General features: G+C 58.3%; 16 protein-coding genes. 5 read left to right on the plus strand and 11 right to left on the minus strand.

The window, feature by feature from the left end; all coding sequences use genetic code 11:
- Positions 1 to 19: 19 nt before the first annotated feature.
- The 4 genes from AVO44_RS10090 to AVO44_RS10105 form a co-directional block, all read right to left on the minus strand.
- The gene (locus AVO44_RS10090) at positions 20 to 895 is read right to left on the minus strand and encodes a glycosyltransferase family 10 fucosyltransferase (RefSeq protein ID WP_068336195.1); all 876 of its coding nucleotides are present in this window, start codon (positions 893 to 895) and stop codon (positions 20 to 22) included.
- The gene (locus AVO44_RS10095) at positions 892 to 1779 is read right to left on the minus strand and encodes a PhzF family phenazine biosynthesis protein (protein ID WP_068336197.1); all 888 of its coding nucleotides are present in this window, start codon (positions 1777 to 1779) and stop codon (positions 892 to 894) included. The genes AVO44_RS10090 and AVO44_RS10095 overlap by 4 nt, the downstream gene beginning before the upstream one ends.
- A 97-nt stretch (positions 1780 to 1876) precedes the next feature.
- Positions 1877 to 2101, minus strand: a complete 225-nt coding sequence (locus AVO44_RS10100; RefSeq protein WP_068336200.1) for a DUF1150 family protein — start codon at positions 2099 to 2101, stop codon at positions 1877 to 1879.
- A 5-nt stretch (positions 2102 to 2106) separates the two neighbouring features.
- Complete coding sequence (locus AVO44_RS10105) at positions 2107 to 2520, minus strand: Hsp20 family protein (RefSeq protein ID WP_068336409.1); 414 nt, start codon at positions 2518 to 2520, stop codon at positions 2107 to 2109.
- 164 nt (positions 2521 to 2684) lie between these two features.
- Between AVO44_RS10105 and AVO44_RS10110 the strand changes: the two genes are divergently transcribed.
- The 3 genes from AVO44_RS10110 to AVO44_RS10120 all read left to right on the plus strand — a co-directional run bounded on the left by AVO44_RS10110 (position 2685) and on the right by AVO44_RS10120 (position 4523).
- Positions 2685 to 2909, plus strand: coding sequence for a YdcH family protein (locus AVO44_RS10110; protein WP_058280035.1), 225 nt, complete (start codon positions 2685 to 2687; stop codon positions 2907 to 2909).
- Positions 2910 to 2974: 65 nt separating this feature from the next.
- Complete coding sequence (purE, locus tag AVO44_RS10115) at positions 2975 to 3463, plus strand: 5-(carboxyamino)imidazole ribonucleotide mutase (RefSeq protein WP_068336204.1); 489 nt, start codon at positions 2975 to 2977, stop codon at positions 3461 to 3463.
- A complete protein-coding gene (locus AVO44_RS10120; RefSeq protein ID WP_068336212.1) occupies positions 3456 to 4523 on the plus strand; it encodes a 5-(carboxyamino)imidazole ribonucleotide synthase in 1068 nt (355 codons plus the stop codon). Before purE ends, AVO44_RS10120 begins: the two co-directional genes overlap by 8 nt.
- Here the strand turns inward: AVO44_RS10120 and AVO44_RS10125 are convergent, their stop codons facing one another.
- The 6 genes from AVO44_RS10125 to AVO44_RS10150 all read right to left on the minus strand — a co-directional run bounded on the left by AVO44_RS10125 (position 4524) and on the right by AVO44_RS10150 (position 10327).
- The gene (locus tag AVO44_RS10125) at positions 4524 to 5675 is read right to left on the minus strand and encodes an alpha-D-ribose 1-methylphosphonate 5-triphosphate diphosphatase (protein ID WP_068336215.1); all 1152 of its coding nucleotides are present in this window, start codon (positions 5673 to 5675) and stop codon (positions 4524 to 4526) included.
- Positions 5672 to 6445, minus strand: coding sequence for an esterase/lipase family protein (locus AVO44_RS10130; protein WP_068336218.1), 774 nt, complete (start codon positions 6443 to 6445; stop codon positions 5672 to 5674). The genes AVO44_RS10125 and AVO44_RS10130 overlap by 4 nt, the downstream gene beginning before the upstream one ends.
- A gap of 38 nt (positions 6446 to 6483) precedes the next feature.
- A complete protein-coding gene (locus tag AVO44_RS10135; RefSeq protein WP_068336222.1) occupies positions 6484 to 7326 on the minus strand; it encodes a DMT family transporter in 843 nt (280 codons plus the stop codon).
- A 187-nt stretch (positions 7327 to 7513) separates the two neighbouring features.
- A complete protein-coding gene (gene groL, locus AVO44_RS10140; RefSeq protein ID WP_068336226.1) occupies positions 7514 to 9157 on the minus strand; it encodes a chaperonin GroEL in 1644 nt (547 codons plus the stop codon).
- Positions 9158 to 9212: 55 nt separating this feature from the next.
- Positions 9213 to 9500, minus strand: coding sequence for a co-chaperone GroES (gene groES / locus AVO44_RS10145; RefSeq protein ID WP_039523824.1), 288 nt, complete (start codon positions 9498 to 9500; stop codon positions 9213 to 9215).
- Between the two features lie 152 nt (positions 9501 to 9652).
- Positions 9653 to 10327: a DUF2161 domain-containing phosphodiesterase gene (locus tag AVO44_RS10150; protein ID WP_068336231.1), complete on the minus strand. Its 675-nt coding sequence runs from the start codon at positions 10325 to 10327 to the stop codon at positions 9653 to 9655.
- A gap of 196 nt (positions 10328 to 10523) precedes the next feature.
- Here AVO44_RS10150 and AVO44_RS10155 point away from each other — a divergent pair, with 196 nt between their 5' ends.
- A complete protein-coding gene (locus tag AVO44_RS10155; RefSeq protein ID WP_068336234.1) occupies positions 10524 to 11444 on the plus strand; it encodes a manganese-dependent inorganic pyrophosphatase in 921 nt (306 codons plus the stop codon).
- A gap of 44 nt (positions 11445 to 11488) precedes the next feature.
- On the opposite strand, the gene AVO44_RS10160 is transcribed toward AVO44_RS10155, so the two are convergent.
- Positions 11489 to 11896 carry a GFA family protein gene (locus AVO44_RS10160; protein WP_068336236.1) on the minus strand — a complete coding sequence of 136 codons (408 nt, stop codon included), beginning with the start codon at positions 11894 to 11896 and terminating at the stop codon, positions 11489 to 11491.
- Between the two features lie 87 nt (positions 11897 to 11983).
- Here AVO44_RS10160 and AVO44_RS10165 point away from each other — a divergent pair, with 87 nt between their 5' ends.
- Positions 11984 to 12910, plus strand: a complete 927-nt coding sequence (locus tag AVO44_RS10165) for a GlxA family transcriptional regulator (protein ID WP_068336241.1) — start codon at positions 11984 to 11986, stop codon at positions 12908 to 12910.
- The last annotated feature ends 71 nt before the right edge of the window (positions 12911 to 12981 follow it).

Genomic DNA, 12981 nt, shown 5'->3' on the forward strand with positions numbered 1-12981 from the left:
TGTTCAACCCGCCCAAGGGTCAGCCCGGGGTCGCGTCCAATTCCGCGCGCAGCAGCCGCGCGGCCCTGCTTTCGAAATCGCCGTACTCGGCTGCTTGCTGTTGGATGAACTGCAAGTGCGGCAAGCGTGCGGCAAAGTCCTCAATCGAAGCGGACTGGATCGCGCGGCGGATATCGACCTCGGACTCACACAGGATCATGCCAGACGTATCGAAGAAATCGCCGATATTCGGGCACCCCCAATAGATCGGTACTGTCGAACAAAGGATCGCGTCGATCAGCTTTTCCGAGAAGTAGTTCCTCTCGCGCACATTCTCGATCACCACGGAATAACGGTAGGGCGCCAGCCCGTCTGATTTTCGCTCGAACGGTGTATATCCCCGGCCCATGATGTCCACATCCGCGCCGGTGTCCCGAACCCAGTCGATCACTGCATGGCGCAGCCTGTGCCCTTCAAGATCGCGCTTGGCCGAGGCGATCAGCGAGCAGGTCTTGGTTTTCTCAACGCCAAGATCCCGCCAGTCGGGCACCATCGTCACGCCATAGGGCAGGAACACCGCGTTCGGTATGTTTTCAAGCAACACGTCATGAAAGGTGAAAACGCGGAAAAATCGCCGCCAAGTATACCGCAGCATTCGGTCGTGTTTGCCGTGAATGGCCGAAGGCTCACCCATCATCAGAGAAATGCGTGCGCGTGTGCCACGACGCAGCCGAAGATGCACGGTTGAGTTCGGGTACATGATCAGGTGGTCAGTACGCTCCAGATCGCCGACCGTCTTTCCGACCAAACGGTCGGGGCACCCCTCGGGCCAGATCAATTCGGATAAAGGGACCGAAGCAAGTTTCGGTCCAAGACGGTGCCCATAGGGCAATATCGCGATGGCAGGCTGGGTCATTTAGTGACCTCCGGCAAGTCAACCTGGCCGCGCATCAGAACATATCCGCGTCCGGCCACCTTTATGCCGGTCATTGCATCAACCGGCCCTACACGCGTCACGGTGGCCCGACCCGGGCGGCCCATGTCATGGCCTTGTTCTGCCGTAAAGCTGTCCTTGGTCATCAGCCCGTTTTTCCAAAGATAGGCCGCCATCGCACCGGTTGCCGATCCGGTAAACGGATCCTCGGGCGGGCTGGGCGGTGCCATCAGTAGGCGCGAGAAGGTATCACCTGCGTCTGTTGCGCCCTTGAGTGTCACTAAGAAAGGCTCTGCCATGTCTACACCGGAATAGCCCGCCTTTGCAGTAAGCTCGCGCAACGCGTCGACGTTCAGCTTCGCGGCACGAAGTGAATCGTGATCCCGCAGAACCGTAATGCAAAATGGCAAACCGGTGGATACAAACTGAGGCGGGGCAACAATCGCGTCCTTGGGCAGACTGACGGTGGCAGCAACCATACCGGCAGGTATGACCTTGCCGAATTGCGGCGCGACTTGGGTCATCTCAATCTCGTCGCCGTTCAGGCGGATTGAAACAAGGCCCGCACCGGTTTCCAAAGTCAGCGTATCGCCCGTAATCAGGCCGCGAGACTTCATAGCCGCGACCGTTGCTATGGTGGGATGTCCGGCAAAGGGGATTTCCCGGCTTGCCAGAAAGTAACGCACGCGAAAATCAGCCACATCGGATGGCCCGGTGAACGTACATTCGACCAAGGATGTCTCGCGCACATAGGCGGTGCAAATTTCTTCCGACAAAACCGCGCCGCCGTGGACAACGGCGCATCCGTTGCCACCAAAGGCGCGGTCGGTAAAGGCGTCTACCCAGTCGAAGTCAAACCAGCTCATGTCGTGCGCCCTCCGTTCTGCGCCCCATTACAGAGTCGCATGTCTGGCTTTAAGGGCACCAGATGTCACGGAGAAAATAGTGCGCGCTGGCACTGTATCAGTGCACGGCTACCGGCGAAAAGTCATGCTCGCGTGCCAGAACGAAAGCCAGCTTGCGATCCGCGACCAGCGCCAGTTGCTGACCGTCAGAATTGTGGACGGCATATAACTGATCCAGATCACCGGCCTGCTCTCTGACTTCTTGCGGCAGATCGGCGACTTCGACCGTTTTTACATAGGCGATCCTGTCGCCCCCGGTGTTCAGCTCGATCGGTGTATTCATAGCTCTTACCCCTTTCTTATGTTGATCTTTTGCACCACGGTTTCAGGCACAGCTCGGCTTAGATCCACGTGCAGCAGACCGTTTTCGATGATCGCCTCGCCCACCTCAACACCATCCGCCAGCACGAACATGCGCTGGAACTGACGTGCGGCGATTCCGCGATGCAGGAATATGCGCCCCTCGCTATCGTCGCGTTGACGACCCCGGATGACCAGTTGACGATCTTCGATGGTGATCGACAGATCCTCTTCGGCGAACCCAGCCACCGCAAGCGTGATACGGTAAGAAAAATCCGATGTCTGTTCGATGTTATAGGGCGGGTAACCTTCGTTGCCAGCCTTTGCAGACCGTTCCAGAAGGCGTTCCAACTGCTCGAACCCCAAAAGATGCGGGTATGAGCCAAGAGTAAGTTTTGACACGTATTTTCGTCCTTTTTTGTCAAAGCGACGTATGGTGCGGCCCCGTTCCGGCAACCGCGTGTAATAGAATATGGGATTGTTCAGCGATGTCCACAAGGTCTGGCGATATAAACCCTGACGCACTATCTTGTGTGGGAAGCACCACAACAACCATTGAGTCGCCAATGAACGCGCCCACCGATCTATCGATGAAAACAGACGAGGTTTTGCGGGTTGAGCTCGAGGTTTTCCGCCGCCAGCACCGCGATCTGGATGAGGCGATCGAGGCGCTGCAATCCACTGGTACGGCTGATCAGCTTACGATCAAGCGCCTCAAAAAGCAGAAATTGCGGCTGAAGGACATTATTCGCCTGATTGAAGACCGTTTAACGCCTGACATCATCGCCTGACGCATTGCCACGAAGGTCGATTTGGATATAGTGCGCGCTCTTTCGAAAGGCAGGGACGCAAGCGGATGAGCGATGTGAAAGTGGGGATCATCATGGGCAGCCAATCAGACTGGCCCACGATGAAAGAAGCCGCAACCATTCTGGATGAGCTGGGCATCGCCTACGAAAAACACATCGTCTCGGCACATCGGACGCCGGACCGTTTGTGGGAGTATGGCAAAACCGCCGTGTCGCGCGGATTGCATGTCATCATTGCCGGGGCCGGAGGGGCGGCGCACCTGCCGGGCATGATGGCGTCAAAAACGCGGGTACCGGTGATCGGTGTTCCGGTGCAGACACGCGCGCTGTCGGGTGTCGACTCTCTGTATTCCATCGTTCAGATGCCTAAGGGGTTTCCGGTTGCGACCATGGCAATCGGTGCCGCCGGGGGCGCGAATGCTGGTCTGATGGCAGCAGGTATCCTGGCCTTGCAGGACAGCGCTTTGGCCAGTCGTCTGGATGCGTGGCGCGAAGCGCTGTCCGCTTCGATCCCAGAGGAGCCGGTCGATGACTGATGCACTTAAACCCGGCGCTAGGATCGGGATTCTGGGCGGTGGTCAACTGGGGCGTATGTTGTCGGTCGCAGCGTCTCGACTGGGGTTCGTGACGCATATTTTTGAACCCGGCCCCAATCCGCCCGCCGGGCAGGTGGCCGACAGGGTGACAACCGCGGCCTATGACGATGCCGATGCGCTCAAAGCCTTTGCCGAATCTGTTGATGTCATCACTTATGAATTCGAAAACATCCCGACCGAAGCGCTGGACATGTTGGAAGCCCATCGCCCGATCCGTCCGGGGCGCGAGGCTTTGAGCGTGAGTCAAGACCGGCTAACCGAAAAGACGTTCTTGCAAGGGCTTGGTCTGAAGACTGCGCCATTCGCCGATATCACGGACATGGACAGCCTGAACGCCGCAATTGAGCAAATCGGTACTCCGGCTATCCTGAAAACCCGTCGCTTTGGCTATGACGGTAAAGGCCAAGCGCGATTGCGCACGCCCGAGGACGCAAAGACCGCTTTGGCCGACATGGCAGGCGCGCCCGCGATCCTAGAAGGCTTCGTGGACTTCACGCATGAAGTGTCGATCATTGCCGCGCGCGGCGTGGATGGTCAGGTCGCCTGTTTTGATCCTGGCGAGAATGTTCACCGCGATGGCATACTTCATACAACGACGGTTCCGGCCCGACTGCGCCCTGCACAGCGCACGGACGCAGTTCTGCTGGCCGCCAACATCCTCAACGCGCTGGACTATGTCGGTGTTATGGGGGTTGAACTGTTCGTAACACCCGCAGGCCTGATCGTGAATGAGATCGCCCCACGTGTGCACAATTCGGGCCATTGGACACAGAATGGCTGCGCGGTGGATCAATTTGAACAGCATATTCGCGCTGTGACAGGTTGGCCTTTGGGCGACGGGCAGCGGCATTCGGATGTGGTCATGCAAAACCTGATCGGTGCCGACATGGACCGTGTTCCTGAACTGGCGCAAGAGCGCGACGTGGCCCTGCATCTTTATGGCAAGGCCGAGGTCAAGGCCGGTCGCAAAATGGGACATTTCAACCGCATTTCGCGGTGATCAGCCGAGGAACCGCGCTGCGATATCCCCCGACATATAGCTGACCCGCCCACCAGCCAGCGTGGCTGCAACACGCTGGGTATCAGCGTCAAGAATGACCAGATCAGCGCGTTGGCCCGGCGCCAGCGTGCCACGATTCTGCAACCCAAGTACGCGCGCCGGGCCCGACGATACAAGTGCCCAAGCCCCGGCCATATCCAACAAACCAGTTTTGGCCAGCATCAAAGCCGCACGTCTGGGACTGGGATAGTGGTAGTCCGAGGCCAATGCGTCGCAATACCCCATGGTGATAAGGTCCAATGCACTGACGTTGCCCTTGTGCGAGCCGCCGCGCACGACATTGGGCGAGCCCAGAATAACATGGTCCCCCGCCGCACGGGCGGCTTCGGCCGCGGCGAGTGTTTCCGGGAATTCGGCAATTCGCGCGCCGCGCGCGCGCCATACAGCGCGGTCCTGCGCCGTGGCATCGTCATGGCTGCCCATGCGCACACCCTGCGTGGCCAGCACTGCGCACAACGCATCCAGCGCCTCTGGCACTTCGCCCCCTCGGTCATGCATGGACAGCAACATCTCAAAGTGCTTATCCGGATTTCTTCCGGCCTTGAGCGCCTGCCCCGTCAGCCGCGGCGGTTTACGTCGTTCCGCCAGCCGATCATGCGGTAGGTGGTCGTTGAACACCACGTAGGGCACCTGCCAGTCGGCAATGCGTTCCGGCAGTCCCGCATAATCGTCCAACATATGCGTTTCGAAACGAAGCTGCGGCATCATATCAGTCACGACACGATCCTTGACCAAGGCGATGGCCTCAAACACCTGCCCCGCGAATTCGGGACCGCGCACGCCGCCCTCCCAACTGTGGAATTGGGCCAGAACCGCAGTGGTGATGCCGTTGGCCGCCAGTTCAGCCTCGACCGAGAGGATTCCTTCGTCCATCTGCTTCATTGCCCCGCGGCGCGGTGCGATATGGCGCTCAAATCCATCCCCATGCAGGTCAATGATCCCCGGCAGAACGAGATAGCCAGACAGATCAACTTGTCGCCCTGCGTAATCAGCTTGTATGAAGCCGTCGGCCACGGACAAGTCGGCAGGCACAAGACCCTCCTCCGGCAGCAGCACCTCTGCGCCGGTGAACGTCAGGTTTAATGAGGTCATTGCGATGGCTCCGACTCGGGTTCCGAACAATCTTGCCCAAGGCAGATTTCGTCGATGACATGCGTCACCCAGTCCAACCAGGTTATATCCGGATCGAAGCGTCCGAACTCAATGAAATGCAGCGCCTGCGCCATCACGAGCGGATTGTTCATCATGAAAGTGTGGGTGACGGGCAAGACGATATGTTCTTTCATGCCCTCAACCTTCGTTGTTTCGATCGACACCTTGCCATCGTCCCTGCCCTCAATCATCGAGGATGACAGAGGGTTCAGGGAATTCTCGCCGGCGATCACTCCCAACTCGAAATCCACGGCTGGCAGCTGGCCCGGAATACCCTCAGGGCCGGTGCCCAACGCCAATCCCGCAGGCCCGTGAAGCATACCAAAAACCTCAAATGCGCCCAGTTCGTCGACCAACTGGCTTCCCTGGTTGGGCGGGCCAAGCATGACCACGCGCCCCAGATTGTCAGGATGATGATCCTGTAACCAATAACGCAACAAGATGCCACCCATCGAATGCGCCACCACGTTCACGGTTTCATCACCACAGGCGGCAAAGGCTTCCGGAAGGGTCTGATCGGCGAGCTCGGGGATCGGCAGATCGGTCGAGGGATATCCAGGACGTACCACGGAATAGTCATGCGCCTGAAAAAGCTCCTCCATAACAGCAAAAGACGTTTCGGTCCGTGCAAGGCCATGCAACAAAACCACGCATTTTGCATGGGTCACAGCAGGAACAACAAGGAAGAGTAGCGCGAGCGTAAATCTCATAGTCGCCAGATAAGCCCTAACCGCAGTCGATGAAACCCCTAGCGCGGCCTCAGGCGCAAAACGGCCAGTGCTATGCCGCCCAGAACCAATGCCGCACCCAGTATCAGGCGCAGACTAGCGACCTCTCCCAGCAAGAGCACCCCACCCAGTATGGCTATGATCGGAACGCTCAATTGAACCACGGCCGCCGTGGTCGGCACTAGCTGCGGCAGAACGCGGTACCACAGCGCATATCCCATACCCGAGGTGACAGCGCCAGAGACTATCGCCAGACCGTACCCAGCGCCTGTCATGCGCCACTCGCCCCCTGCCACAATCAGGGCCAAAGCTGTCAGAGGCAGGGCGACGATGAAATTTGCCGCCGTACCAGCCAGCGCGTCCGGTTCCGAGCGCCCGACCAGCGAGTAGGCTGCCCAGCCGATCCCGGCAGCGGTCATCAGCAGCGATCCGGCTGGATCAACCTGAACTGCGCCGACCGGCCACAGAACATAGGCAAGCCCCGCAAGGGCAATGACCGCACCCGCGATCTGACGGCGCGTCGGCGCGCTGCCGGTCACAGATGTCACCGCGAACATGGTGATCTGCACCACTCCAAACAGAATGAGAGCACCCAACCCGGCATCCAGCGTCAGATAGGCGATGGAAAACCCGATCATGTACATCGACAACGCCCCTGCCCCCGCGATCCGGCGACGATTGCGCAGCGGTAGGTGCCCAGCCCTGAACCAGACCAGAATGCTTAGAACCAAAGCTCCGGACAGCACGCGGACAACCGCAAAACCAGCAGGATCACTGGCGCCGGTGTCAATCGCCAGTCGGTTCAGGATCGAATTCGCCGCAAAAGCGCACATAGTCAGGGCAGTGAGTAGAAACAATCGCATATCAACCGCATAGCGGTATCGCGCGCGTTTGCACACTCACATTCATGCACAACAGTCTGCAAAAAGAAACGGGGTCGCACAAAGGCGACCCCATCCCTTAGCTTTTTGGCGGTCCCGTTCGGCAGCTTGGCCTCTTGGCCAAACGCCTGTCGGGGTCGTCAGAATTCGCAGGGCGAATTCGACGTGCTTACATCATGCCGCCCATGCCGCCCATGTCGGGCATGCCACCGGCAGGTGCCGCGCCTTCTTTGGCGGGCTTGTCGGCAACCATCGCTTCGGTGGTGACCAGCAGGCCAGCAACCGATGCCGCATCTTCCAGAGCGGTACGGACAACTTTGGCCGGGTCGATCACGCCGAACGAGAACATGTCGCCATATTCTTCGGTTTGCGCATTGAAGCCGAATGCTGCGTCGGACGATTCACGGACTTTGCCCGCAACGACCGCACCGTCAACACCTGCGTTCTCGGCGATCTGGCGCAGCGGCGCTTCGATTGCTTTGCGAACGATGTTGATACCTGCGTTCTGGTCAGCGTTTGCGCCTTCCAGAGTTTCCAGTGCTTTACCGGCCTGAACCAGAGCAACACCACCGCCGACAACAACGCCTTCCTGTACGGCTGCGCGTGTTGCGTTCAGAGCATCGTCCACACGGTCCTTACGCTCTTTCACTTCAACCTCGGTCATGCCGCCGACGCGGATAACCGCAACACCGCCCGCCAGTTTGGCAACGCGCTCTTGCAGCTTCTCACGGTCGTAGTCGCTGGAGGTTTCTTCGATCTGAGTGCGGATCTGAGCAACACGTGCTTCGATCTCGGCTTTCTCGCCAGCACCGTCAACGATGGTGGTTTCGTCTTTGGTGATTTCGATCTTCTTGGCGGTGCCCAGCATGTCCATGGTGACGGACTCGAGCTTCATGCCCAGATCTTCCGAGATGACCTGACCGCCGGTCAGGATCGCGATGTCCTGCAGCATGGCTTTACGGCGATCACCGAAGCCCGGTGCCTTGACAGCAGCAATTTTCAGGCCGCCGCGCAGTTTGTTGACAACCAGAGTTGCCAGCGCTTCGCCTTCAACGTCTTCGGCAATGATCAGCAGCGGCTTCTGCGACTGGATCACCTGCTCCAGCAGCGGAACCATCGGCTGCAGCGACGACAGTTTCTTTTCGTGCAGCAGGATCATGCAGTCTTCAAGCTCTGCAACCATCTTGTCTGCGTTGGTGACGAAGTAAGGCGACAGATAACCGCGGTCGAACTGCATACCCTCAACAACATCGGTCTCGGTTTCCAGACCTTTGTTCTCTTCGACGGTGATAACACCTTCGTTGCCGACCTTCTGCATCGCGTCTGCGATCTGCTGACCGATTTCGGCTTCGCCGTTGGCCGAGATGGTGCCAACCTGAGCGACCTCTGCCGAGTCCTTGACTTCGCGCGACGCAGCTTTGATGCCTTCAACAACCTTGGCAGTCGCCAGGTCGATGCCGCGCTTCAGGTCCATCGGGTTCAGGCCAGCAGCAACCTGTTTCAGACCTTCGCGAACGATGGCTTGTGCCAGAACGGTTGCAGTGGTGGTGCCGTCGCCGGCTTCGTCATTGGTGCGGCTGGCGACTTCTTTCACCATCTGCGCGCCCATGTTTTCGAACTTGTCTTCCAGTTCGATTTCCTTGGCAACCGAGACACCGTCCTTGGTGATGCGCGGTGCGCCAAAGGACTTGTCCAGAACAACGTTGCGGCCTTTGGGGCCCAGGGTCACTTTTACCGCGTCGGCCAGAGTGTTGACACCCTTGAGCATGCGGTTGCGGGCATCGGTGTCAAATTTGACGTCCTTAGCAGCCATGTCTTTTCTCCTTGAGAAATTTGTTGAAAATGAAGATCAGAGAAAGCGTGCGGGCTTACTCAATGATCCCCATGATGTCGCTTTCTTTCATCATCAGCAGCTCTTCGCCGTTGACCTGAACCTCGGTGCCCGACCATTTGCCGAACAGGATCTTGTCACCAGCTTTTACAGCCATTGCGATCAGTTCGCCGCTGTCCTTGCGTGCGCCTTCGCCGGTTGCGACGACTTCACCTTCGCTGGGCTTTTCTTTTGCGCTGTCAGGAATGATCAGGCCGCCTGCGGTTTTCTCTTCGCTTTCGGTACGGCGAACCAGCACGCGGTCATGAAGCGGTTTCAATGCCATCTTTGCAGCTCCTTGGGCTCAAAGTTTATTTATCCTCCCCTCGCCGGCTGGCGAGGCGTTAGCACTCGACCCTTGTGAGTGATAACGACGCATAGCTAGGAGGTCTAAAACGCCGAGTCAACAAGCTGTGATATTTTTTTTGAAAGCAGGGCTCAGTCAGGCTGTTCCCAGCTATAGGCCCAGTGTTCAAGGCCTTTCTCTCCGGCTTCAGTCAGGCTGTAGGTGCCCTTTTGAACCTTAGCAAACCAGCCATAATGGTTGTCACGCATTAAACGGGTTGCCGATGGAACACCAGTGGCCCTCGCCACCTCTGAACCTTTCGTCGCACCACATTCAGCCAGATGTGCGGCACATTTCAATGCGTCTTGCCGATAGGCCGTCACGATGCCGTGCCGGGTTGCTCCACCTGCATTTGGGTCGCCCTCAAGCCGGTCAAATGCCCGCAGCAATTGCGCGGCCTTGGCCTTGTTTTTGCGCGGCGCATATGGGCCGGGATCTGCGTGCACCTCAACCGCTCCGTCTGCGCGCACCGTGATCAGACCCAGGCCCAACCGTCGGCAGAGCGCCACGTTGTCTTTGAGAGCGCGTCGGGCAGAACGCCCCGTCGGCTTGCAAACCGCGATATAGACGTAATCTGTAACCTTGAGGCGCGTGATAGCCTGGTGAAACAATGCCAACGAAAACCTAAGCTTTAGCTCGACGATCACCAGCTCATCCCCATTACGTACGGCCACGATATCGGCTGCACCCACCTCGCCTTTGACGGTATAACCCTGACGCTCCAACAGCGCTTTGATCGGGGGATAGAGGTCTTGCTCACGCTTCATGGATGCATGCTATGCGATTTGCATTGGATTGCCAGCCCGCACCCGCGCCGTAAGCAGAGGTAATGCACAGGCTGGGCACAAGGCAGACCATGCTTGCGTATTTCAGACCAACCGTCGCAGCGGGGCCTATGCCGGGTGACAACCTTGCCAGACCGCCCTATAACGCGCGCAAATTTATCATCCTCAGGACACTGACATGACAACCCTTGTATTTGGCCACAAATCCCCCGACACCGACTCGACAGGATCGCCGATCCTGTGGGCGTGGTACCTGAACGAAGTCAAAGGCGAAAAAGCCGAAGCGGTGCTGCTGGGCGAACCCAACACCGAGGCCGCTTTCCTGCTGCAACGCTGGGATCTGCCCAAGCCGCGCATCATCGACGATGTCGAGGCGGAAACTCCGGTTGTTATCGTCGACACGAACAACCCGGCAGAGTTGCCCGCCAGCATCAACAGCGCCGACATTCGCGCCATCATCGACCACCACAAGCTGGTCGGCGGGCTGGAAACCAAAGGTCCGATCGACATCACAGTGCGCCCGCTGGCCTGCACTGCAACGATCATGGTCGACCTGATGGGCGATGACGCGGCCAAAATGCCTGACTGGGCAAAAGGAACTGCCCTGACCTGCATCCTGTCTGACACGCTGGAATTCCGCTCGCCCACCACCACCCCGCATGATCGATATGTGGCCGAGAAACTGGCCGCCGATCTGGGTCTGGACATCGCGGCCTATGCTGCCGACATGTTCGCGGCCAAGTCGGATGTCTCGTCCTTCTCAGACGCCGAACTGATCCGCATGGACAGCAAGGAATACGAGGTGGACGGCACCAAGTTCCGCGTCTCGGTTCTGGAAACCACCGCTCCGGGCGTTGTCCTGGACCGCAAGGCAAGCCTGGCAGGGTCGATGGCAGAGGTCGCCAAGGAAGACGGCGTTGATCAGGTTCTGCTGTTCGTGGTCGACATCCTGAACGAAGAGGCCACCCTGCTGGTTCCCAACGATCTGGTTAAAGGCGTGGCTGAGAAAAGCTTTGGCGCATCGGTCGAAGGTGACGCGGTGGTCCTGCCCGGTATCATGAGCCGCAAAAAGCAGATCATTCCAAACCTCAAGGTCTGAACGCACTCCAGGCAAAAATAAAGGCGTCCTTCCGGACGCCTTCGTTACATAGGTGGCATGCCCTCAAAGCTGGGCATGCCGTCCGGGATCACGTGGAAATCCTGCTTTTCCGCAACAAAGACCGCAGCACTTGCCCCACCGAAAACAGATGGGTCATCCAGAGTTCCGATCTTCAGGATCACCGGGTCCACGCCCGGACGAAGCGTGGTGAGGTGTGTTCCGCAGTCCGCGCAAAACTCACGCGTGACCGCCAAGGCGCGATCGGTACGTGTATACTGTTTCGGTGCTCCCGCAATGTATTTGAACCCGTCGCGCGGCAAAAGCACGAACAGGTTGGGCCCTCCACCCGACACATGCTGGCACGCCCGGCAATGGCACTGGCCTTTGAAGATCGGCTCGCCCTCGGCCCGATACCGCACTGCGCCGCAATAGCATCCACCTTCCACAATCATCAGTGATCTCCTTTTTTGACGACTATGGACAAGGTTCCGCAAAGCGGGCAGTGTCATGATTGACATTATTAGGACCAATATGGACAAATGCAGACTGTTCAGGTCGTGATCCTGCACCCCACCCCGTGCCAGATGTCGAGCTTGTTCATCACGAGCGAAATGCTGGACACCGCAAACCGGGTCGCCCGCTTTCATGGAAGCGAAACGCGGTTCCATTCCACTGTTCTCACGCCTGAGAACTGTGGTCCGGTTTCAGAGTCCCCGGATCTTATCATCCTGCCCGGCCTCGGCACCGCCACCGAACCCGAGGTCAGGGCGACAATGGGCCTAGGCAGTTTTTCAACCTTGGTTGATGCGTTAAAAAACCTTGCAGGGCCGGAAACGGTCGTTGCAGGGGCCTGCTCGGGCTGCTTTGCGCTCGGGGCTGCAGGCCTGTTGGACAGGCGTAAAGTAACGACAACGTGGTGGCTGGCCCCTCTGCTGCAATCCCTGTTTCCTTTGGCGCGCCTTCAGTCCGGCGAGTTGGTTGTTCAGGATGGCAATCTTGTCACCGCGGGCGCGTCGTTTTCACAAATCGACCTCATGTTGTCGCTTATCGAGTGGTTTGCCGGTCTGGCTATTGCCGAAGACTGCCGGCGGTTTCTGTTGGCGGACAATCGGCCCAGCCAGCTTCCCTACATTTCCGTCGCGACGCTGGTCGCGGGCCACCCTGCCCTGCAAAAGGCCGAACTGTATGTCAGGCGCAACCTGATGCAACAGATAAGCCTTGCCGAGTTATCTGAGGCGGCCGGTCTGACACCCAGAACCTTTTCGCGCAGGTTATCGAAGGCTACGGCGCTGACCCCATCAGGTTTCATGCAAACCATTCGGGTGACTGAGGCGATCCGCCTTGCGCGCTCGGGCAAACGCACTCACGAGGAAATTGCGGAACGTGTGGGATATGCGGATAGCACAGCATTGCGCAGAATCGTCCGTAAGCGAACCGGTCAGACCCTGGAAAGTTTTCGCCGCTGAAGACTTTCCTTTTCGATGGTCAATACATGGGGGTTGATGCATATAACGCAGGACTCAGTTTACCCGGACCG

The sequence above is a fragment of the Ruegeria profundi genome (assembly GCF_001507545.1).
Lineage (GTDB): Bacteria > Pseudomonadota > Alphaproteobacteria > Rhodobacterales > Rhodobacteraceae > Ruegeria > Ruegeria profundi.

What these genes read in the sequence shown, in the direction of transcription:
- groES (WP_039523824.1), bottom strand. Translation starts at nt 9,500, where the DNA reads ATGGCATTGAAACCGCTTCATGACCGCGTGCTGGTTCGCCGTACCGAA.
- AVO44_RS10100 (WP_068336200.1), bottom strand. Translation starts at nt 2,101, where the DNA reads ATGAATACACCGATCGAGCTGAACACCGGGGGCGACAGGATCGCCTAT.
- AVO44_RS10110 (WP_058280035.1), top strand. Translation starts at nt 2,685, where the DNA reads ATGAACGCGCCCACCGATCTATCGATGAAAACAGACGAGGTTTTGCGG.
- purE (WP_068336204.1), top strand. Translation starts at nt 2,975, where the DNA reads ATGAGCGATGTGAAAGTGGGGATCATCATGGGCAGCCAATCAGACTGG.
- AVO44_RS10135 (WP_068336222.1), bottom strand. Translation starts at nt 7,326, where the DNA reads ATGCGATTGTTTCTACTCACTGCCCTGACTATGTGCGCTTTTGCGGCG.
- AVO44_RS10095 (WP_068336197.1), bottom strand. Translation starts at nt 1,779, where the DNA reads ATGAGCTGGTTTGACTTCGACTGGGTAGACGCCTTTACCGACCGCGCC.
- AVO44_RS10125 (WP_068336215.1), bottom strand. Translation starts at nt 5,675, where the DNA reads ATGACCTCATTAAACCTGACGTTCACCGGCGCAGAGGTGCTGCTGCCG.
- AVO44_RS10150 (WP_068336231.1), bottom strand. Translation starts at nt 10,327, where the DNA reads ATGAAGCGTGAGCAAGACCTCTATCCCCCGATCAAAGCGCTGTTGGAG.
- AVO44_RS10120 (WP_068336212.1), top strand. Translation starts at nt 3,456, where the DNA reads ATGACTGATGCACTTAAACCCGGCGCTAGGATCGGGATTCTGGGCGGT.
- AVO44_RS10090 (WP_068336195.1), bottom strand. Translation starts at nt 895, where the DNA reads ATGACCCAGCCTGCCATCGCGATATTGCCCTATGGGCACCGTCTTGGA.
- AVO44_RS10165 (WP_068336241.1), top strand. Translation starts at nt 11,984, where the DNA reads ATGCAGACTGTTCAGGTCGTGATCCTGCACCCCACCCCGTGCCAGATG.
- AVO44_RS10160 (WP_068336236.1), bottom strand. Translation starts at nt 11,896, where the DNA reads ATGATTGTGGAAGGTGGATGCTATTGCGGCGCAGTGCGGTATCGGGCC.
- groL (WP_068336226.1), bottom strand. Translation starts at nt 9,157, where the DNA reads ATGGCTGCTAAGGACGTCAAATTTGACACCGATGCCCGCAACCGCATG.
- AVO44_RS10155 (WP_068336234.1), top strand. Translation starts at nt 10,524, where the DNA reads ATGACAACCCTTGTATTTGGCCACAAATCCCCCGACACCGACTCGACA.
- AVO44_RS10130 (WP_068336218.1), bottom strand. Translation starts at nt 6,445, where the DNA reads ATGAGATTTACGCTCGCGCTACTCTTCCTTGTTGTTCCTGCTGTGACC.